We start from the raw sequence: 17,033 nt of genomic DNA, 5'->3' as shown, positions 1-17,033 counted from the left end.
CCCGCAGCACGGTGACCGCATAGGAAGAGAGTGGCCCCTAGCAAGCGGACAAGACCGTCGCGGCGGCGCGGGCGCCAACTACCCAAACTGAGTTATCGCGAGGCCGTTCAATGGACAAATACCGCTTCTTCTATCGCATCGACGGGCTGGATCTCGTGCCGGGCAACAAGACAGCCGGATTCTGCTTTTCCGTCTTGACCCAGGCGTTGGTCGATCTGATCCAGATTCGGGTCCCGTCCATCGAGATCGAGCGCCTGATGTCGGACGTCCACCAGCGAATCGCGAGGGTGGGCGGTTCCGTGTATGAAGCCGGACAGCAGGCCCAGATTCTGTTCGTCGAGGGAACGGCATGCCCGAGAGCCTTCATTTCGGATTCCCTGTTTGGCGGGAGTCTGGGCGCCGATCCTGAGACATTCGGCCGGCTGCACAGACCCGATCGGCTCGACTGGATCGGTCCTGAGGTGGAATACACTCCCCACAACTGCGATACACCGGATCAGGCCATTATTTTGGTCGTGCTGGTGCAGGCTTGGGCCGAGTACGCGCGGGCCAAGCTGCGACAGATCGCGGCAGCTTGAATAAGGGCTTCCTCTGGGTATAGTGGGTTAAGAATAGGGCAGTCGCGGCCGTTAACACCTAGGGCAAAACGATCACCCAAACCGATGCCTTTGCAACTACGCAGGCTGCGCCCACGAAATTCGACCTGGAATTCCAAGCAAAGCGGCGAGCGGTGGGAAAGATACAGGGATAAACGTGGAGAAAATTGCACTTCATCCGGCAAGCCTGATCGCCGGCTTAGCGATCGTGGCCGCCACGTCGGCGGCGAGCAGCGCAAGTGTTGCCTTTTACAAAGGGTATGACCGTGGCAGCTTCGACGGGAAACTGGAAGCCGCCCGTAATTCGGCCACGGCCTTGACACGCATAATGACGAGCGGGATCAACGTGCGTCAGTTGGATGGTACCGACAAGCGCTACGTCTTGACTCCTGTCGAAGTGCATCCGCGTTGAGCCGGCCCAAGACACGATTTTGCGATTGATCTGAGAACGGCATGGTGAAAAATATGTGGAACCAGCTGAAGGGACTGCTACTGCTGGCATTTTGCGCAGGGATCTGGGCATGGATGCTGGGATGGTTCGCGAAACCGCTACCGCCCGGTAGTCTCAAAGACGCGCCAATGTTAGCGGCGTGGATGGCGCCAGGCGTGATGGGTTTCCCGGCACTCGTCTCAATCATTGCTGGCGTGGCCGGGCTGCTTTACGTGATGGGTGTCTTCCCGTTGACGACGTCGGCAAACAATGTTTCGCGCGAGTGAGCATCTACACTGGCGAGGCTCAGCCCAAAGCAACCACGTAAGCCGAATACACGGAAATATCCAGAATGGAAAATAACGACCCGACTCCCCCTGTCAACCGCCTGTTCGAAAACGCGGAAGCGGGCATTCTTCGCGTCGGGCCCAACGCCGTCCTCTCAAAGCAAGGCTTGTTCGTCAATGGAGAAAGGGCCGAACTACGGCATATCGAGGATTTCAGCGGTTTTGCATTCAATACGTCCGCGGCGGTTTGTACCGTGCTCGAGACTTTGTTCCCGGATGCTGCAGGTATGCCTGACGCTGGCGGCTCCGTGAAGCCATCTGAGTTCGCGGGGTGGGAACTCTACTCCGAGCGGGTCATTCTGCTCCGGGCCGGCAAGGGGAGCCTGGAGGAGCACGGCGAAGTGTTGCTGCAATGGTGTTTGGCCGCGCGGTGTGTTGTAGCGATGACGGGACATGAGATTGGCCAGTCGCCGGAATTTTTGCCAATCAACCTTCTGCTTTCGCAAGGTGGTCAGGCCTTGGCGACGTCGGTCAAGCAGTGGGAGGACTACGACCATTGGAATCGCATCGGTTCCGTTCTGGCACTGCTCGCGGGAAAGGACGATTTCGGCGATCCTCGCCCTCGCGCCATTGTCGTAACGATCCCGTGGCCGGAAGCCTTGGGGGCTGATCTTGGAGGACGAGATCGGCTGTTCGAAAACGCGACACGGATAGCAAGCGACATCCAGGTCGAAAGAAATGCCGGGCACCTCAAGTCTCGGCTCGCCGTCGCAGGGCACTACGTCAATTTCGATCCGGAATCTGCTACTGGGCTCGTAAACACATTCGATGGACAGGCCGTGCCGGGAACCTCCGCCATGCTCGCCATCGAGATGGGCGGTGTGACGTTTCGCTCGCAACGCGTCGTCCCGCGCATACGGGCCGACGCGGGTGACGCCTACTATGACTTTCGAATCATTCACCATCGCCAGCCGTCGCTGCCCGAAATGGGCATTGGGTGATTGTCATCATTCGGCAAAGCTGAACGAACAAAAACAGGTGTCGCGACACTAGGTACCAACTACGAGGGTGATCAAATGAAGAAGCTGCTTGCGTTGCTCGCGCTGGCGAGTGTGTGGGCCGGGGCGATGGCGGCAGACAAAGACGGAGGAGGCAGTGCGGAACGCGTCGCCGAGAAGTTCCTTGTCGGCAGGTTCATCGTGATGAGCGCTCCCGACGTACACGGGGACAGTGCGACTGTCTATGCGCTAGTCGCAGACCAGAAGTGCAAGATCGAGCTTCGGCGGGACGTGACGGCAAATCCGGACGGGTGGCGAGTCCAGGCGCTCGATTGCAAACGCGGGCAGTAATCAGAATAGCGACAACCCCGATTCTGTAGCTGATAATCGAACATCCAACAGGAGTCAAGGCAATGATTGAATCGAAGATCTTCATCCCACAATCCATCGACACAGACCAAAAGGAGGCGTATCGGGATCTGGTTCTGACGCAAGAGGAAATCTCCAAAATTTCCCGGGGCCGGACTCTGGAGACCGTTGTTCCGTCGAGTCAAGGCGACTAAGGGTTCTGGGAAGACGACAGAAAGCGGTATCAGCGTCTTCCGGGAGTAATCCGCCTCGTTTGGAGAGGGCAAGCGCAGCAGAGCTGGTCGGCAGTATGCAACTGGCAGGGAGCGTAAGCCGGGATGCTCTCTCCAAGCGGGGCGTTTGAAGGGAGCCAAATATGACCAGAAGTTCACACGGCATGAAACAGATCCTCGTGGCTTTGCTGATCGGAACGGCTGCAACCGCCTTCGCGCAGGACCAAATGCGCGATGCGTGGGCGAAGCAGCAACCGACAGAACCCAACGGCTCTGTGGATCTGCGCAAGTGGCCGGGCTGGCTGGATGCGTTCGTTCGTCGAACCTCCTCGTCCGACAAGGCGAGCCCGAACGAAGTCAGGAAAAGTTGACGTGAGCATCACATTTTGGGCGCCCGATGCGCCGACTCGAACTGTTATACACCAGCCGGAAGGATACGAAGAGTACACCGAGGAGGTGTCCGTGCTGCCGGAGATCAAACTGGTGGATAGCAATGCGTTCGCAATGCTCGAGGCTCTTGGTGTCGCGCCCGATCAATGCGGCTCGTGGTCAGCAAGCGAGCTTGGGGAACTGGTGCGCCGCGCACTGAAGGTAGCAAACGTTCAATCTCTGCGCGAACCCGCGACGTCCGAGGCGCTCGACACTAAAGGGGCGGTGCGAGTCGTTGACCGATCTGGGGGAGACGTCTCCATCGGTCGGGGGCCACGCATCGTGTCCTTCGGGAGGACAGACGACTACGTCCAGCGCGTTGCGCTGCGTTTTGTGGACCTCTTTCAGCAGGCGCAGGCGGTCGGATACAAAGTCAGTTGGGGTTGAAAAGCCCTTGCGTGCGGCTAAATGGATGGGCCTGCCGCAAGCACGGCCAAAGCAAATCGGCGTTCGAGCGCCCCGCACGATCGGCCGGTAGCCGGAACTTGGAAGGCCAAGATGAGGAAATTCGCGATCGCCTCCTTCGGTGCCGCTCTGCTCACGAGCCCGGCTTTCGCCGCGGATGTCGGGGGCGTAGTCGACCGGACTGCATACGACGTGGCACTTGCTCAAAACCAGCAAGCCGCTGTGCCGATTGAAAAGAGGCTGGTGAAGGAAGAAGTAGTGAAGCGCGAGCACGCCAAAGTCGAACGAGTCGATATTGTCTCGCCTGGCTTGGCAAGTGCCGTTTTTGCGGGTGGCGTCGCAACCGTGAGGTTTGGCTTCAAATCGCCCATGGACTGCCCCGTCAGCGACGACCGCGAGTGTGAAAAGAAGTTTGAGGCCAATCCGCTCGGCTTCGAAGTTTTGTCCTATAAGTCGCATCGCAACTGACCGCGGGAAACAGGAAACGGCTATCCGGGAAAAACGTGTGGAAAGGAGCACCCATGCAAGGCGAAAATGCGGAAATTCGTGTGAAATCCAGTGACACCTACCAGGTGCCAGCGCAAGGGTGGACTTGCTTCCATTGCGGAGAAACATTTACGACCGTTGGCAGTGCACGGGATCATTTTGGTGCCGTGCCTACTGCAGAGCCTGGCTGCATGGTGCGAGTGAGCCTGGGTGCCGAGCGCGGGCTGCTAATGGCTCTGCGAAAGACCGAGGAGCAGCTGGCACGCTACATGGAGGACGACACTGACCTTCATCGCGCGATGTACCGAATGCAAAATCGTCACGCTGACCAATTGCGAGTCGCTGAAGAAGCGGGCTACGAACGCGGATTGCGCGATGCAACGGCCGCACTTGCCACCTCCGGAGCCGTTTGCTCGTAAACGGTCTTCCACACGTTAATCCGAATAGCCCAGGAAACGACGGCATGCGCACGCGGGTCTCTCATACACACCCGATCGGAAACGAGTCTCTGGCCACCGCACTTGTTGATGGCCTTGTCGCCGCACGTCGAGCACGCCCGATCCAACATATGCGGCCAGCAGCCACGCCTCGGCCGAACTGTCACGATGCCGTCGATGCGTGGGTTGCCACTCATACGGGCACTCATGCAGTGCGCGGGTGGCTCGCGATCGAACTTGACGGCGCGTGGGTGCGCTTCGTTGCGCATTCAATCGTACGCAATGTTGACGGGATGCTGTTGGACCCGACCTTCTAGGAGTGCGAGCCGGGTCTCCCATTTGTGCCGCATCCGCGTGCGACGGGAGGATTCTTCTCGCTGTTATGTCGGCCCGGAGCGCCCTATGAGCTGATCGTGTTCACCCGTAACGATGATCTCTTGCCTGACTAGGAAGATGGGAAACCCACATGATCAAAGCCATATTCCAGTATTTTGTACCGGCGCCTCCGAACGAAATATCACGAGAATCGACGCAGGCCCTGCGGGCGGACATCAAAGCGGCTGGAATGTGGGGTGAACTCGGCGATGCTTACAGGAGTGCGGTGAACGTCTGGACGCGTCACGCCGACCGCCAAAGCCGTGAGGCCAACCGCGAGTGGCTGAAACCACGTGCCAAGTCATTTGCCGCGCGGTGGGCAGTCTTGTCCTGCGTCCTTTGGCTGGGTGCGTGGATTGTGTCGGGGCGACTCGTAGCAGAGGTGCCCTTGACGCTTTCAGGATTCTTGACTGGAAGCATCGCAATGGTGTTCTTCTACCTCCATCGAGCATTGAACAATTAACCGTCGGAATAAAATTGAAGCGAACATTGCTCGCATTGTTTCTTGGGTGCTGCACTCACGTAGCTTGCGCCGGCCTGCTGGCTAATCAGTCGGCTGAGGGCGTGCCTGCATTCGCGGTCACCGCCCCCAACGGACGGCAGAGTCTCTTGATTGGCGTCATGCACGTCCCGGCCAAAGGATTGCTGCGTCCGTCGCCCGAAGTGCTTGCCGGCAAACGGCACTTCGTCCTCGAGCATGTGGGAGAGACGTCACCGGCAGAACTCGGTGTGCCGCAGGCGGTAACGACAAAACGTGCCGAACCTGCTGCATGGGCTGCCGGGCTGAGCGCGGCCGAGCTCGATACGTATCATCGACGAGCGGCCTGTTCCGGCAAGACGCCCGAGCAGGCCGACGAACTGCTCACCCACCCCGAAGTGCGCGATGCCAATCAGGTCGCTTATGCGGTGTGCGGCCTGAATCCCTTTCAGGCAGCGGATTTTGCGCTCACTCTATCGGCGCTGCTCGAATACCACCTGAAGCCTGAGTATCTGGAGGACGACGCATTCGTCCAGCGTCAACGACTCGCGGTGCCCGAGGGCATCGAGCGGCGAGGGTTCAGATGGGCGCTGTCCCATGATCCGGCCGCGGTGCTTGCTCCGGTCGCTGGCGCCTTCAATGCCGGCGACTTCGATGCCCTACAGCGTCTCGTAGACGATTCCTTTGCCAATTCGGCCGACGCCGCCACGCATCGGCACATCATGGTCGACGAACGCAATGCCGCATGGATGGACCGCCTGCGCGGTTATCTGGATGATGGTGATGCTGCAATCGTCGTCGGCGCCCTTCACTTGCCTGGCCCGCAAGGTCTCGTCGCACGTCTGCGCGCAAACGGCTATGGCGTAGAGTTGGTGCGAGTGCCTGCCTTGCCGTGACGTTGCAAGTCGAGTCGGTAGGTAAAACGGGTCGGCACCGTCATGTCAACACTGACGCAGCTGACCGACGACGTTCAGAATTAGCTGAAATCAACCACGTAAGCCGGATACCAAAAAATATGAAATTCATTCTCATTGTCGCGTTCATGACCAGCAATGTCGGGGGAGGGGCGCAGGGCATTTCGATGCAAGAATTTGAGTCTAAACCGGCATGCGAATTAGCGGGGGGGACGGCTCTGAAGCTTGCCGAGAAGCTGCGTGGTGGAAAGGATTCCCCCCCTGTTTGGGAATGCGTTCCCAAGTAGCAATGATCGGGAGTGAGTCATTGGATGTCGTGCCGATAGAGGATGAAGTCACGTGGGTGGCTGGAGTCTTCCCTTGCGGCGGCGACTTTCCTCGGCCTCATCTTTTGGACTCGGTCCATCGTCAAGCCGTTTGTATGCTGCACAGCGTAGACGCAAGTGGTCAAGCGCAAAAAACGGATACCCGTAAAAGCGAACTGGCGCACGAGCGCCCGGCACGGCCCGTAGCCGAAAGCAAATGGATGCTGGATGAACCAATTTGTCGTGATGGGCACAGTAATCGTGACAGTCGCCATAGTTCATTGGGTGGTACGCGGCGATGTGCCTCGCCAATGGCGACTAGAGCGAAGGGTAAAGCAATCGACCATGCGTCGAGAACGTGAGCTCTCGGAATTGATGGTCAAGAATCGGATGGAACTCGATACAGTCCGTGATCTCTCGATAGACGGCTTGTTGGTTCACGAGTTCGGTTATCTGCTTCGCCACGTGACAGACGGTCAGCTGGATACATTCAAAGATTTTGAGAAGGTTCACGATTTGTACCCGTTGATCGTCGCGGGGATCAACAAAGATATGCAGAACCCACTTGAGGTCGAGCGGAACCTTGCCGACCTCGAAACCGCACGTGCAAATCTGACGAATCTTCGCCGGATCGTTGACGTTATTGCTCGCTACGTCGAAAAATGCCGCGACCTGCATTTGACTGATCGACTCGCCCTCGACTGAGAACGGAAAAGCAATCGGCGCCAGCGGCGCCCCGCGCACGGCCGGCCGCCGTGAAATCGAAAGAAGAGAACCATGAGCACTCCCGTAGTCACCATTTCCGAGGAAACGATCAGCGACTCCCTTACCAAACAAGGGAATCCTGCTCTCTTTGAAACGCACATCGTTGGACTGCTCAACGAGGGCTATACGGTCGGCATCAGCAATGAAGGCGCGCTGACCAAGGTATTCACCGACGCCGCTGACTTCGCAGCATGGTTCAACAACCTGCGCATCGACATCGAGACTGCGTAAATTCTGCCTGGTGCCCGCCGCCACGCGGGCATCAGGTGAGCGGTATGCTGGCCGGCATCGCATGGGTGACCATGTCGCGCTCGTCGGCGTGGCATCACAACCTAGCGGTCAATCGATATTCCCGCATCAACGAGGGCTTTCGAGCTCTTGTCGGGATCTACTGGACAGGTATGCTGGCCGTATGGAAAACGCGGACACGCTCTACTATGCCGGCATCGGCTCCAGTGACACCCCAGTTGAGATCTGCAGGCGCATGACGGCCATCGCCAGGCGTCTCTCCGCGCTTGGCTACATCCTACGCTCAGGCGCCGCTGATCGGGCCGATGCAGCTTTCGAGGCGGGATGCGACGCCGTCGGCGGCGCGAAGGAGATCTGGCTTCCGTGGCCGGGCTTCAACGGCCATTCCTCGGATCATGCACAATTCCCAACACCCAGGCACTCCGAAATAGCGGCGACGGTGCATCCGGCCTGGTCGCGGCTGAAGGAAGGCGATCGTCGGCTGCATTCCCGCAACGTCGGCGAGTTTCTGGGTCCGAACCTCGACAGGCCGGCGCGGTTCGTCCTCTGTTGGACGCCGGACGGGTGCGAATCAGAGGCAGCTCGATCTCCCGAAACGGGCGGAACAGCAACCGCAATCGTCATGGCCAGTCGCCATCGCGTGCCGGTGTTCAATCTCGCCAACGACGGCGCATACGATCGTTTCGCGCTGTGGATGCTGGGGCAACATCGGATTTTCCATCTCGACGGAACCCTGCCGAAGGATGGCGAAATCTTCGTGTTCGGATCGAATCTTGCCTCGAGGCATGGCAAAGGCGCTGCGCTTGTCGCTCGCGAGAAGTTTGGCGCAGCCGCCGGAAAACCGGCGGGCAGGAGCCGCCAGAGCTATGCGATTCCGACGAAGGATGGCCGGCCGACGCCAGGAAGTCCCCGACCGCCATTGGACGATCCCGAACAGACCCTTCCGCTCGAGCAGATCGCGGGCGCGGTCGCAGAATTCATCGAATACGCGAAGAGCAAGCCGGCCGAGCGGTTCTTCGTGACAAGAATCGGATGTGGGCTGGCGGGGTACCGCGACAGTGAGATCGCGCCGCTGTTCGCCTGGGCACCGATCAACTGTTCCCTGCCGGAACCGTGGAGGGAATGGCTCCTCCGAGTCGAGCCCGTCGCTCAAGCAGAGGAGGCCGTTCGCACGGGTGAGACGTCCCGCAGCGGGCAGGCGGACCTGTTCGGCGAATAAGTCGGTCAGCGCGCCAGCTGCGAGGTCAGTGGTCGGTGTAGATGACGTGACCGACGACCTTCCCGTTCGCGATCATGTCGGCCGATGCGTAGTGAACCGGGTGTTCCTGGTCGCTGTTCATTCGCGCCTGCTTGCCCAACGTCACCGGGTATAACTCCCCGTCGACGTCGCAGTACAGGAACTCGGGGATCGGACCATCATCGCAATCGGAAAGATCGTGGCTGCGGCTGATGTGTGCCTCGGTAGTCGGCCAGAGCTTCTTCGATCCGTCATCGAGAATCCGGCGCTCGAAGAAGCGCGAAGACCACAGGCCGTTCATCTCCTCGGTCTGCTGGCGGATCATGGCGCATGAGGCGTCGTAGGCGGCGTGGATGCCTTTCTGGTCGAAAATCCGGGCGATGTGTTCGGTGCTCATGTTCAGGCTCTCCAGTGTCGTATCCAGCGACGCAGCGTATGCCGCTGAACCATGACGTGAAGATACGCGGCGAGCTCGCGCATTCAAGGCATGTCGAACGAACTGAGTTTTCGCGCAGAGGCTTGAAACCCGGCGCCGGACCGGTAATGTGTTCCCATGATCTGCCCGCCAAGACAAATGGAGGATTCGGCAATGTACAGAAAAGCGACGATCGAAAAGTGGAAGCTCGATATCCGGTGGACCTATGTGTTCGAGCACGGCACCGGACCGTATCTCGCGGTCCAGGACGATTTCGGCAATCTCGTCGAAGTCGACCCGGACTTCACGATTCTGGAAGTTTGACTTCTCAAGCGATAATGACGCGGTTGGCGATGTCTCGCCACCGCACGCTCAATCCAGACGAGAAAAATGCACGTAGACCAGAGAATTCCCACGCTCCCTGCCGCGATCCTTCGCCAATTTGCGGGGGGCAGGAACATCGCCAAATGCGAGATCAGTGACGGCAATGACACGGCGGTCATCACCTATGGCGAGCAGCAGCCGGGAGACAGTCTGAGCCTCTCACTCAGCGTCATGGATGCCCATACCGCATTCCTGTACCTGTATAACACCCACTCCAGGGTGGCGTCCCATCCGACCTACCAGCTCGATGACCGCCGGCAGACCGCGAAGCTGAGAGCCAAGATCGACGGATCCGTGATCGACCTGTGGTTTGCCGCGCTCCCGACGAAAATCGGCAAGACCGTGATTCTCGCGAAAATGGGCGACGGGGACACGCTGTTCGAGCGCGAAACGCAGCTCGTCGAAGGGGAGGTGCTCGGCGTCGACGCGCTGGACAGTTTCGTCAAGTGGTGCGCGGGAAACGAACCTTTCCTCGCGCTCGGCCGTAAGCATGGTTACCAGATCGCCGTCAGCCAGGAACTGAAAGACGCGATCGAGCGCCGACTGGATCCGCTGATGGCGGCGCGGGTCAACGCATTCCTGCAGGACATCAAGGCATGATGGGGGGCACGCCCATGTCGAACTCCAACTACCCGAAAGGGTGTTTCGTGGACGAAGACGGCTTCGTCCGTGATGTGGCGAACCCGGGACCGGGCCTCTCCTGCCAGGTGACGGAACGCACGGTCATGTTGTGCGGATCCTATGAGGAAGGCGACGGTGCCGAAGTGCTCGGGGAGTTCACCTATTATCCGACCCTGGACGCGCTCAGGAGCGTGGGCTATGCGCCAGGGATCAACGGAGAGGCCGTGCTGGTGGCGTCATCGGGCGGCGCCGAGGTTCAGTAGAGGCGACAGGTAATGGCAGACAATCCGCTTCACCACATGGCCAAGCCGTGCGCCTCGTGCCCCTGGCGGCTCGACAGCTCGGCGACCGACATCCCGCAATTCGACATGGAGTTAGCGGAGAATCTGGCGGCGACCTGTCCGGACCATCGCGGGATGGGACCGGAGATCGGTGCTGGGATCTTTGCTTGCCACCAGTCGAGGGTCGGCGCAGAGCTCGCGTGCGCCGGTTGGCTGGCAACGGTCGGCCACAAGCATCCGCAGGTTCGTCTTGACGTGTTCAAAGGTCGTCTGGATCCGGGCGCGCTCGAGCCGGGTCCGGACTGGCCGGTGCTCCACGAGAACTACCAGCAGGTCATGGAGAAACTCCGCGCTACGCAGCCCCACCCGGCAACTCGGGAGCGGGTTGCCGGTGCAATATGTTCGGCCTGTGGCGAGCAGCCGATGCATCAGGGCGACGCCGCGGGAAATGAATACCGATGGCAGGACTACCTCAACGTCGCGGACGCTGTGCTGATCGAACTGAAGGCCGCCGAGGAAGGTGAACCGGGCCGGAGCGCGGTGACCCATATTGCCAGCGTGATTAGCCGCGCATGCGACGACAGCCCTGAGAACGCTCGGCATTACGAGAAGGCCGCCGGCGACGCGGTGCGGGCAGCAATTCGCGTTTAAGGCTGCTCCGTTCGAATCCGTTAACCTGTAGTTGCCGAATTCCGGCCAACCCGAAAGAGTCAGTCATGCAGATACTGGGAGTAACGCTTCGCCGCCCGACATTCAACGATATGACATTCGCCGCCGCGATGGGCGCTGCGGTCTTTGCGGTGTACGAACTGGCGGTGATGGCCCTGGGCGTTCACGAGACGACCAAGGGCGGGCTGATGTTCTTTGCGGGAACGGTATGGGGTGCTTTGAGCAACCGAATCGGAATCGACCTGGCCAAGGGATGGCGGGCAAAGGTGCTGTTCCTGATCGGATTGGGGCTGTTGGTCATGGTGCCAGCGATCGCAGTGACCTTTACTCGATAGTTGGCGGCGCGAATCCAGACCGGAAAAACGATCGGTTCGGCACGCCTGCGTTGTCTAGATTCGTGGGAACGGGCTGGCAAAATTTGATCGTGTGCCGATAGTCCCCGACAGGAGTTGAGAGATGCCGAGAAATATCCGGAGCGAAGCAAAGAACGTGATGGCGGGCTACGTGTCGACTCATCCCGACCTGGAGCCGGAACTGACCGACGTCGAGCAGTGGCGCGCAGCTGCAGCGGTCGAGCTCAAGGCGCGAAAGCTCGGCATCGTCAAGGCTTTCTCCGACGACGTGCTGCAAGCGATCGTCGACGGCGAGGTCGACATGCCTGCAATTTATGCTGCGGCACGGGGCAAATAATACAAGCGACAACCGCGCTCCGGCCACCTGGTCAAAAGGGCGGTCGCAGCCAATTCGGTAAGGAATGGGGAAGGTGGGATCGACATGGTAAATGTATTCACTTCAGCGCTAGGTAAGCTCGAGCGTCGAGCACGTTACGCGGCAGTAGGCATCACCGGCCTTATCGTTGTATTGGCCATCGCGTTTCCGTACGCGCGGGATCTGGCTCGTGACGTCATGGTCCGATCCGGCATGGGTAACCCTGACATCATCATTCAGCCGGGATACAAGGTGCAGATTGACGGTCACGAGACTGCGATTTTCGGTTTCGCTCCTTGCCCTGATGATCCTCGTCCGTGGAAGGACTATTGGATCGGAGGCCGTCCGGATGATAGCCTTCGCCCGTTCACCGGATGCGTCGTCGTCAAACCAGGCACGAACACCGTGCGGGTCCAGTTTCTGACTGGTGGTGAGCGAGTGGTGGAAACGTGGACCGTCGAACACCGCGAGCACGACGGAATGCCAGCGACGGTCGTCAAGCGCCCCAACGGGGACTACGTCGTTCCGGCACACTGACGGAAGAACGACGATGGATTCGATGAACGAGCCCTGTCCGCGATGTGGAGCGCAGCCGGTTGTGACGAAGGGGCCAACGTATTGGACCGCGTACTGCACGAAGTCGCACTTTCCGGGGGGAGTCCGGGCAACCCCGATGCGAACAAAGTCGGCTGCGCTGCAGGCGTGGGACGATGGCGTTAAAGGCAAATCGATCCGGTAGGAGGGGCGTGGTCGTGTGTCCGTACGTCCAGTCCAGCCCGCGCGAGGTACTGCATCCGCTGCGCGCAGTGGATGCAGCCGCAGCGGAGAAACAAGCGGATCATCGAGCTGCAGTCGCACGAGCGGCCTCGGCGGCCGGGGTCAGCGTTGAAGAGCTTAAAGACCTCGAAGTGGCCCAGGTCGAAACCTAGCCACTCCACAGACAAAAGGAAGGAAAGGGCATGTTGACCGAAGCGCAACTGAAGAAAGCGGTAGAGGCATTTTGCAACGCCCTCCCAGCGGGCCAGACGTTTTATGCAATGCACGCTCTACCCCGCGTGGGTTTCGGTGACACGGAAGCAAAGCCCGTCATGGCGCTCGTGCTTGGCGAGACGGAGGAGGATTTCAGGCGCTTCGAGCAGGTATTCAACCGGGGTATCACTTCCTATCGGGAGGAATTCGGGCTGAGCGCGAAAGTTTGGCGTGAGATCGACATGCGGCGCAACGGCGAAGCACCGTTAGATGTGTCTCCGGAAAACAAGGGCGCACTCGAAGACGAGACTCGCGCTGGCCAGCGACCGGCGGGCGAACAAGGCTGAAGAGAAGCTGCGCACGGAGCCTTCAAGCGTTGCGGCAAACCAAGACATCACCATGCATAACCTCGGCAACAGACAGGGCGCAGACGCTCCTCCGGTCGGATCTATTCCGCGACCATCGCGGGAATACGCTCAGGAACCGTTCGATCCGAGTCTGACCTTTATGCAAGACGGTCAGCGGACTCGGCACATGGACACTCCTCTTGATGAGAGGTATGTGACCGAACCCTTCGATCACTTTGCAGTGGGCAGCATTCCGCCAGAAGAGCGCGAGGTCAGAGACCATCTGATCGCGGCCGCTCTACTGCGGCGCAGAGTGTCCACGTTTGAATTTTGGTGGAGTCAGTTCGTGCGCCAGACCGAAAGCTATCGGACGTCGTGTGAGGCATTTGCAAAGCTGGAAGCGCTGTGCTCGAGATCGCGAGAGCATCGGGCAGCCTTCATCAGGATGGGGAATGGAGAAACGCTCCCGAAATTCATTCGGGCCGAGCTGCTGAGAGTGGTCGCGCGCACTGATGCTCGCCCCAACGCCGGCAGGTAACAGTGTGGTCGGGACGCGGACTGTGTCCCGACAGACCTTAGGCCGGTTGAAGTACGGTTACGCCGGCTCCGTTACGCCAGTCGTCATGAGCCGCACGACCTCGATGCCGAGGAGCGTCAGCTTGATCTCGAAATGCTCGCCGCGGCCCGGCTCGCCGTCGATCGTGAGCAGGCCCTTGTCCTGGCACGCGCGAGCCGGGCGTAGCTCGTCCGGCTCACAGCACCAGTTCGTGCCCGTCTTGAGCTCGTCAGCCGGGTCGAAGGTGCGCATAAGCTTGGCCTGAGGGGGCGTGAGCTTGACGCGCTTGGCGCCGAACTCAGCGATTTTCTGCTCGACCTGGTCGGCCGGCACTTCGGCCTTCGCCCATGCCGCGAACGACTGGCGTGTGGAGTGGGCGAGCGGATTACCGTCGGGCGACTTGCCACGCTCGACAACGGACCCTGCCGCCGCGCTCGCGATGACCTCGTATTGGAGGCAGTCCGTTTCCTCCGTAAGCGCCCGAGCAGCACCGTAGTGCGGGTTGTTGACGACGGAGATTCGCGAAGCTATCGGATGGGCTCGACACGAGCAGTAGACGGCAGCGACAGCGCCACGTTCCACGGCAGCAGCTCGTCGATACGGTTGGCCGGGTGGTCGGCGACGCGGTCAAGCACGTAGGCGAGGTACGCCTCGGGATCGAGGCCGTTCAGACGTGCCGTGCCGATCAGGCTGTACATCGCGGCGGCACGTTCGCCGCCGGAGTCGGCACCGACGAACAAGTAATTCCGTCTGCCGAGGGCGACGCCGCGCAGCGCTCGCTCGGCGATCAGGTTGTCGATCTCCGCACGCCCATCGCTGCAGTAGTAGACGAGCGCCGGCCAGCGATTCAGCGCGTACCGTATCGCCTTGGTCGTGTCAGATTTTGCAGAGAGCGTGGCAAGCGTCGCTTCGAACCAGCGCTTCATGTCATCGAGCAGCGGCACCGCCCGCGCTTGGCGCACACCGCGTCGTTCGTCGGGCGGCTTGCCGCGGATCAGCTCTTCGATCTTGTAGAGCGCACCGATCCGGCACAGCGCCTCCTCCGTCACGGCGTTGGGGCGCACCGCATGCAGGTCATGGATCTTCCGGCGCGCGTGAGCCATACACGCGGCTTCCTGGACGCGGCCGTCGAGATACAGCTCGGCATAGCCAGCGAACGCGTCGGCCTGCAGTACGCCCGCGAAGTGTGCGAGATGCTGTTGAGGATGCTCACCACGTCGATCGGGCGTATAGGCGAACCAGACTGCTGCCGGCTCTTCGGAAGCACTCGGCCGGTCGTCACGCACGTAGACCCACAGACGTCCCGTCTTCGTGCGACCGTTGCCTGGCGCCAGCACGGGCAGCGGTGTATCGTCCCCGTGAACCTTGCCACCGGCCAGCGCGTAGCGGCGTACGGCGTCGACCAGCGGTGCAAGCAGACTCGCGATGCTGCCCATCCAGTAGCCCATGGTGCCGGGGTCGATGTCGACGCCGTCGCGCGCATACATGACTGCCTGGCGGTGCAATGGGATGTGGTAAGCGAACTTCGACACGGCGATGTGGGCGAGCAGCGCCGGGCCCGGGATGCCGCGGTCGATCGGTCTGCTCGGTGCCGCCGCCTGCACGATGCGATCGCAGCACGCGCAGGCCAGCTTCGGACGGCGGTGACGGATCACGCGGAAGTGCGCCCGTACGTATTCGAGTTGCTCCGCGACGTCTTCGCCCAACGACTTGAGACGTCCACCGCAATCGGGGCAGTCGTCACCGGCAGGCAGATGGACACGCTCTTCGCGCTCAAGGTGATCGGGCAACGGCTTGCGGCTCGCACCTTCGCGGCGCGGTTGCTTCGTTTCGTGAGCGGCCGTCACTTCGGCGGCGCCTTCGTCGGCCTGTAGGTCCTCCAGCCGCAATTCGAGCTGCTCGATCTGGCGATCCAGCTTCTCCGATTTACGGCCGAACTGCATGCGGCGCAGTTTCGCGATCGTGAGCTTTAGGTGCTCGATCTCAAGTGAGCGCGACGAGAGTTGCTGCCGCAGCTCGGCGACCTGGGCGTCGCGCTCACGCAGCAACGCTTTCAAAGCGTCGATGTCGTCGGGCAGCGCGGTCGAGGTCGATTCCATGAGGACAGTTTACGACTGCCCATGATCACGCGAGCACCAGTTAACAATGGTTTACAGCGCGCTGCGTGGGCGCGCGGCTTCGACCGGCTGCCGCCAATCGAAACCCTCGAGCAAGAGCGACAGTTGGGCGGTTGTTAGCGCGACCACGCCGGCGTCAGCACGCGGCCACGCAAAACGCCCCTTCTCGAGCCGCTTGGCCAATAAACATAGGCCGCCATCGCTCCAATACAAACACTTCAGCAGGTCACCTCGCTTGCCCCGGAACACGAACACGTGTCCAGAGAACGGATCTTTCTCCAGCACCGTCTGTACCTTCGCGGCCAACGAATTGAAGCCGCATCGCATATCGGTGACGCCCGCCGCGATCCAGATCCGCGTGTTTTGAGGCAGACCGATCATCGTAAAATGCGATCGAGAACAGAACGCAGCACGTCCGGGTCCGGCGCGCCTTCGATTCGAATCGACGTCTTGCCATGCTGAATCTGGATCGAGCCGGACGGTATGTTGTCGGTCGCAGTCGGCACCTCGAGCGCCATCGACGGCTGAGACGGTTCGTTGACGACAACCGGCAGCATTGCGTCTGGAATCGCATCGTCCGTTAGCAGGCCTTGCGCATGGAGGCGGCGCCATGCCCACACCTGATTGGCATTGATGCCGTTCTCGCGAGCAACACGGGCGACCGACGCGCCGGGCTCGAATGTCAGCGCGACGATGGTCCGCTTCCATTCCGTGGGATGTCGGCGAGTTTGCCGTTTCGGCGGGATCTCGACTGTCTGAGTCACTCTGTCCACAACTCCTATCGTGGACACGACCGGTCATTCGTGTCCTTCGCCGGACATCATGGCACTCGTCACCGAGCGTTCACAGACGGTACTGGTCTCGTGCTTACTTTCCTCCTGGCCGTCGTACAGCTTGTATTGCGGGCCAGCAGCCGTTACCCGGCGCAGGCCCGCCTTACCGTCGGTATAGATGCTGCCGACCTTGATGTCCTGTTGCTTCATCGTGTTCCTCT

General features: G+C 60.4%; 30 protein-coding genes. 24 read left to right on the top strand and 6 right to left on the bottom strand.

Features of this window, described 5'->3' with window-relative positions:
- Positions 1 to 110: 110 nt before the first annotated feature.
- The 15 genes from G3O06_RS05300 (at position 111) to G3O06_RS05230 (ending at position 8,954) form a co-directional block, all read left to right on the top strand.
- On the top strand, positions 111 to 578 hold the full coding sequence (locus G3O06_RS05300) for a hypothetical protein (RefSeq protein WP_205815289.1): 468 nt from the start codon (positions 111 to 113) through the stop codon (positions 576 to 578).
- A gap of 175 nt (positions 579 to 753) precedes the next feature.
- Positions 754 to 1,008: a hypothetical protein gene (locus G3O06_RS05295; protein WP_205815288.1), complete on the top strand. Its 255-nt coding sequence runs from the start codon at positions 754 to 756 to the stop codon at positions 1,006 to 1,008.
- A gap of 41 nt (positions 1,009 to 1,049) precedes the next feature.
- Complete coding sequence (locus G3O06_RS05290) at positions 1,050 to 1,313, top strand: hypothetical protein (protein ID WP_205815287.1); 264 nt, start codon at positions 1,050 to 1,052, stop codon at positions 1,311 to 1,313.
- A gap of 65 nt (positions 1,314 to 1,378) precedes the next feature.
- Entirely contained in the window at positions 1,379 to 2,314 is a 936-nt protein-coding gene (locus tag G3O06_RS05285; RefSeq protein ID WP_205815286.1) for a hypothetical protein, read from the top strand.
- A gap of 75 nt (positions 2,315 to 2,389) precedes the next feature.
- A complete protein-coding gene (locus G3O06_RS05280) occupies positions 2,390 to 2,662 on the top strand; it encodes a hypothetical protein (RefSeq protein WP_205815285.1) in 273 nt (90 codons plus the stop codon).
- Positions 2,663 to 3,056: 394 nt separating this feature from the next.
- Positions 3,057 to 3,263, top strand: coding sequence for a hypothetical protein (locus G3O06_RS05275; RefSeq protein ID WP_205815284.1), 207 nt, complete (start codon positions 3,057 to 3,059; stop codon positions 3,261 to 3,263).
- A gap of 1 nt (position 3,264) precedes the next feature.
- The gene (locus G3O06_RS05270; protein WP_205815283.1) at positions 3,265 to 3,708 is read left to right on the top strand and encodes a hypothetical protein; all 444 of its coding nucleotides are present in this window, start codon (positions 3,265 to 3,267) and stop codon (positions 3,706 to 3,708) included.
- Positions 3,709 to 3,819: 111 nt separating this feature from the next.
- Positions 3,820 to 4,194: a hypothetical protein gene (locus G3O06_RS05265; RefSeq protein WP_205815282.1), complete on the top strand. Its 375-nt coding sequence runs from the start codon at positions 3,820 to 3,822 to the stop codon at positions 4,192 to 4,194.
- A gap of 53 nt (positions 4,195 to 4,247) precedes the next feature.
- Positions 4,248 to 4,631, top strand: coding sequence for a hypothetical protein (locus G3O06_RS05260; RefSeq protein ID WP_205815281.1), 384 nt, complete (start codon positions 4,248 to 4,250; stop codon positions 4,629 to 4,631).
- Positions 4,632 to 5,115: 484 nt separating this feature from the next.
- Positions 5,116 to 5,487 (top strand): hypothetical protein, encoded by a 372-nt coding sequence (locus G3O06_RS05255; protein WP_205815280.1) that lies wholly within the window; start codon positions 5,116 to 5,118, stop codon positions 5,485 to 5,487.
- A gap of 14 nt (positions 5,488 to 5,501) precedes the next feature.
- Positions 5,502 to 6,398: a TraB/GumN family protein gene (locus tag G3O06_RS05250; protein WP_205815279.1), complete on the top strand. Its 897-nt coding sequence runs from the start codon at positions 5,502 to 5,504 to the stop codon at positions 6,396 to 6,398.
- Between the two features lie 119 nt (positions 6,399 to 6,517).
- On the top strand, positions 6,518 to 6,703 hold the full coding sequence (locus tag G3O06_RS05245; RefSeq protein ID WP_205815278.1) for a hypothetical protein: 186 nt from the start codon (positions 6,518 to 6,520) through the stop codon (positions 6,701 to 6,703).
- Positions 6,704 to 6,949: 246 nt separating this feature from the next.
- Positions 6,950 to 7,426, top strand: coding sequence for a hypothetical protein (locus tag G3O06_RS05240; protein WP_205815277.1), 477 nt, complete (start codon positions 6,950 to 6,952; stop codon positions 7,424 to 7,426).
- 72 nt (positions 7,427 to 7,498) lie between these two features.
- Positions 7,499 to 7,717, top strand: a complete 219-nt coding sequence (locus tag G3O06_RS05235; RefSeq protein ID WP_205815276.1) for a hypothetical protein — start codon at positions 7,499 to 7,501, stop codon at positions 7,715 to 7,717.
- 181 nt (positions 7,718 to 7,898) lie between these two features.
- Positions 7,899 to 8,954, top strand: a complete 1,056-nt coding sequence (locus G3O06_RS05230) for a hypothetical protein (RefSeq protein WP_205815275.1) — start codon at positions 7,899 to 7,901, stop codon at positions 8,952 to 8,954.
- Between the two features lie 25 nt (positions 8,955 to 8,979).
- Here G3O06_RS05230 and G3O06_RS05225 read toward each other — a convergent pair whose 3' ends face one another.
- Positions 8,980 to 9,369 carry a hypothetical protein gene (locus G3O06_RS05225; protein WP_205815274.1) on the bottom strand — a complete coding sequence of 130 codons (390 nt, stop codon included), beginning with the start codon at positions 9,367 to 9,369 and terminating at the stop codon, positions 8,980 to 8,982.
- A gap of 192 nt (positions 9,370 to 9,561) precedes the next feature.
- Here G3O06_RS05225 and G3O06_RS05220 point away from each other — a divergent pair, with 192 nt between their 5' ends.
- The 9 genes from G3O06_RS05220 (at position 9,562) to G3O06_RS05180 (ending at position 13,904) form a co-directional block, all read left to right on the top strand.
- Positions 9,562 to 9,711, top strand: coding sequence for a hypothetical protein (locus G3O06_RS05220; protein ID WP_176000228.1), 150 nt, complete (start codon positions 9,562 to 9,564; stop codon positions 9,709 to 9,711).
- A gap of 66 nt (positions 9,712 to 9,777) precedes the next feature.
- Positions 9,778 to 10,371 carry a hypothetical protein gene (locus tag G3O06_RS05215; protein ID WP_205815273.1) on the top strand — a complete coding sequence of 198 codons (594 nt, stop codon included), beginning with the start codon at positions 9,778 to 9,780 and terminating at the stop codon, positions 10,369 to 10,371.
- Positions 10,368 to 10,655, top strand: coding sequence for a hypothetical protein (locus G3O06_RS05210; RefSeq protein ID WP_205815272.1), 288 nt, complete (start codon positions 10,368 to 10,370; stop codon positions 10,653 to 10,655). Before G3O06_RS05215 ends, G3O06_RS05210 begins: the two co-directional genes overlap by 4 nt.
- 12 nt (positions 10,656 to 10,667) lie before the next feature.
- Positions 10,668 to 11,324, top strand: a complete 657-nt coding sequence (locus tag G3O06_RS48880; protein WP_241019527.1) for a DUF6283 family protein — start codon at positions 10,668 to 10,670, stop codon at positions 11,322 to 11,324.
- Positions 11,325 to 11,389: 65 nt separating this feature from the next.
- Positions 11,390 to 11,677: a hypothetical protein gene (locus G3O06_RS05200; protein ID WP_205815271.1), complete on the top strand. Its 288-nt coding sequence runs from the start codon at positions 11,390 to 11,392 to the stop codon at positions 11,675 to 11,677.
- Between the two features lie 157 nt (positions 11,678 to 11,834).
- Positions 11,835 to 12,032 (top strand): hypothetical protein, encoded by a 198-nt coding sequence (locus G3O06_RS05195; protein ID WP_205815270.1) that lies wholly within the window; start codon positions 11,835 to 11,837, stop codon positions 12,030 to 12,032.
- Positions 12,033 to 12,116: 84 nt separating this feature from the next.
- Complete coding sequence (locus G3O06_RS05190; RefSeq protein ID WP_205815269.1) at positions 12,117 to 12,587, top strand: hypothetical protein; 471 nt, start codon at positions 12,117 to 12,119, stop codon at positions 12,585 to 12,587.
- A 422-nt stretch (positions 12,588 to 13,009) separates the two neighbouring features.
- Positions 13,010 to 13,366: a hypothetical protein gene (locus tag G3O06_RS05185; protein WP_205815268.1), complete on the top strand. Its 357-nt coding sequence runs from the start codon at positions 13,010 to 13,012 to the stop codon at positions 13,364 to 13,366.
- 187 nt (positions 13,367 to 13,553) lie between these two features.
- The gene (locus G3O06_RS05180; RefSeq protein ID WP_235996068.1) at positions 13,554 to 13,904 is read left to right on the top strand and encodes a hypothetical protein; all 351 of its coding nucleotides are present in this window, start codon (positions 13,554 to 13,556) and stop codon (positions 13,902 to 13,904) included.
- 57 nt (positions 13,905 to 13,961) lie between these two features.
- Here the strand turns inward: G3O06_RS05180 and G3O06_RS05175 are convergent, their stop codons facing one another.
- The 5 genes from G3O06_RS05175 to G3O06_RS05155 are packed head-to-tail and all read right to left on the bottom strand — an operon-like array spanning position 13,962 to position 17,022.
- Positions 13,962 to 14,504, bottom strand: a complete 543-nt coding sequence (locus tag G3O06_RS05175; RefSeq protein WP_205815266.1) for a hypothetical protein — start codon at positions 14,502 to 14,504, stop codon at positions 13,962 to 13,964.
- Entirely contained in the window at positions 14,450 to 16,021 is a 1,572-nt protein-coding gene (locus G3O06_RS05170; RefSeq protein WP_205815265.1) for an IS66 family transposase, read from the bottom strand. The genes G3O06_RS05175 and G3O06_RS05170 overlap by 55 nt, the downstream gene beginning before the upstream one ends.
- A gap of 51 nt (positions 16,022 to 16,072) precedes the next feature.
- Positions 16,073 to 16,420 (bottom strand): IS66 family insertion sequence element accessory protein TnpB, encoded by a 348-nt coding sequence (gene tnpB, locus G3O06_RS05165; RefSeq protein WP_038785480.1) that lies wholly within the window; start codon positions 16,418 to 16,420, stop codon positions 16,073 to 16,075.
- The gene (locus G3O06_RS05160; protein WP_226194389.1) at positions 16,417 to 16,803 is read right to left on the bottom strand and encodes a transposase; all 387 of its coding nucleotides are present in this window, start codon (positions 16,801 to 16,803) and stop codon (positions 16,417 to 16,419) included. Before G3O06_RS05160 ends, tnpB begins: the two co-directional genes overlap by 4 nt.
- A gap of 33 nt (positions 16,804 to 16,836) precedes the next feature.
- A complete protein-coding gene (locus G3O06_RS05155) occupies positions 16,837 to 17,022 on the bottom strand; it encodes a hypothetical protein (RefSeq protein WP_205815264.1) in 186 nt (61 codons plus the stop codon).
- Between the last annotated feature and the right edge of the window lie 11 nt (positions 17,023 to 17,033).

The organism is Burkholderia sp. Ac-20345 (assembly GCF_017104825.1).
Taxonomy (GTDB): Bacteria; Pseudomonadota; Gammaproteobacteria; order Burkholderiales; family Burkholderiaceae; genus Burkholderia; species Burkholderia lata_B.
This window is presented reverse-complemented; position numbering and strand designations above follow the sequence as displayed.

Bases quoted from the DNA above. Each gene is read 5' to 3' on its own strand.
- G3O06_RS05300 (WP_205815289.1), top strand. From the start codon at position 111: ATGGACAAATACCGCTTCTTCTATCGCATCGACGGGCTGGATCTCGTG.
- G3O06_RS05290 (WP_205815287.1), top strand. From the start codon at position 1,050: ATGGTGAAAAATATGTGGAACCAGCTGAAGGGACTGCTACTGCTGGCA.
- G3O06_RS05285 (WP_205815286.1), top strand. From the start codon at position 1,379: ATGGAAAATAACGACCCGACTCCCCCTGTCAACCGCCTGTTCGAAAAC.
- G3O06_RS05280 (WP_205815285.1), top strand. From the start codon at position 2,390: ATGAAGAAGCTGCTTGCGTTGCTCGCGCTGGCGAGTGTGTGGGCCGGG.
- G3O06_RS05275 (WP_205815284.1), top strand. From the start codon at position 3,057: ATGAAACAGATCCTCGTGGCTTTGCTGATCGGAACGGCTGCAACCGCC.
- G3O06_RS05265 (WP_205815282.1), top strand. From the start codon at position 3,820: ATGAGGAAATTCGCGATCGCCTCCTTCGGTGCCGCTCTGCTCACGAGC.
- G3O06_RS05260 (WP_205815281.1), top strand. From the start codon at position 4,248: ATGCAAGGCGAAAATGCGGAAATTCGTGTGAAATCCAGTGACACCTAC.
- G3O06_RS05255 (WP_205815280.1), top strand. From the start codon at position 5,116: ATGATCAAAGCCATATTCCAGTATTTTGTACCGGCGCCTCCGAACGAA.
- G3O06_RS05245 (WP_205815278.1), top strand. From the start codon at position 6,518: ATGAAATTCATTCTCATTGTCGCGTTCATGACCAGCAATGTCGGGGGA.
- G3O06_RS05240 (WP_205815277.1), top strand. From the start codon at position 6,950: ATGAACCAATTTGTCGTGATGGGCACAGTAATCGTGACAGTCGCCATA.
- G3O06_RS05235 (WP_205815276.1), top strand. From the start codon at position 7,499: ATGAGCACTCCCGTAGTCACCATTTCCGAGGAAACGATCAGCGACTCC.
- G3O06_RS05230 (WP_205815275.1), top strand. From the start codon at position 7,899: ATGGAAAACGCGGACACGCTCTACTATGCCGGCATCGGCTCCAGTGAC.
- G3O06_RS05225 (WP_205815274.1), bottom strand. From the start codon at position 9,369: ATGAGCACCGAACACATCGCCCGGATTTTCGACCAGAAAGGCATCCAC.
- G3O06_RS05220 (WP_176000228.1), top strand. From the start codon at position 9,562: ATGTACAGAAAAGCGACGATCGAAAAGTGGAAGCTCGATATCCGGTGG.
- G3O06_RS05215 (WP_205815273.1), top strand. From the start codon at position 9,778: ATGCACGTAGACCAGAGAATTCCCACGCTCCCTGCCGCGATCCTTCGC.
- G3O06_RS05210 (WP_205815272.1), top strand. From the start codon at position 10,368: ATGATGGGGGGCACGCCCATGTCGAACTCCAACTACCCGAAAGGGTGT.
- G3O06_RS48880 (WP_241019527.1), top strand. From the start codon at position 10,668: ATGGCAGACAATCCGCTTCACCACATGGCCAAGCCGTGCGCCTCGTGC.
- G3O06_RS05200 (WP_205815271.1), top strand. From the start codon at position 11,390: ATGCAGATACTGGGAGTAACGCTTCGCCGCCCGACATTCAACGATATG.
- G3O06_RS05195 (WP_205815270.1), top strand. From the start codon at position 11,835: ATGGCGGGCTACGTGTCGACTCATCCCGACCTGGAGCCGGAACTGACC.
- G3O06_RS05190 (WP_205815269.1), top strand. From the start codon at position 12,117: ATGGTAAATGTATTCACTTCAGCGCTAGGTAAGCTCGAGCGTCGAGCA.
- G3O06_RS05185 (WP_205815268.1), top strand. From the start codon at position 13,010: ATGTTGACCGAAGCGCAACTGAAGAAAGCGGTAGAGGCATTTTGCAAC.
- G3O06_RS05180 (WP_235996068.1), top strand. From the start codon at position 13,554: ATGGACACTCCTCTTGATGAGAGGTATGTGACCGAACCCTTCGATCAC.
- G3O06_RS05170 (WP_205815265.1), bottom strand. From the start codon at position 16,021: ATGGAATCGACCTCGACCGCGCTGCCCGACGACATCGACGCTTTGAAA.
- tnpB (WP_038785480.1), bottom strand. From the start codon at position 16,420: ATGATCGGTCTGCCTCAAAACACGCGGATCTGGATCGCGGCGGGCGTC.
- G3O06_RS05155 (WP_205815264.1), bottom strand. From the start codon at position 17,022: ATGAAGCAACAGGACATCAAGGTCGGCAGCATCTATACCGACGGTAAG.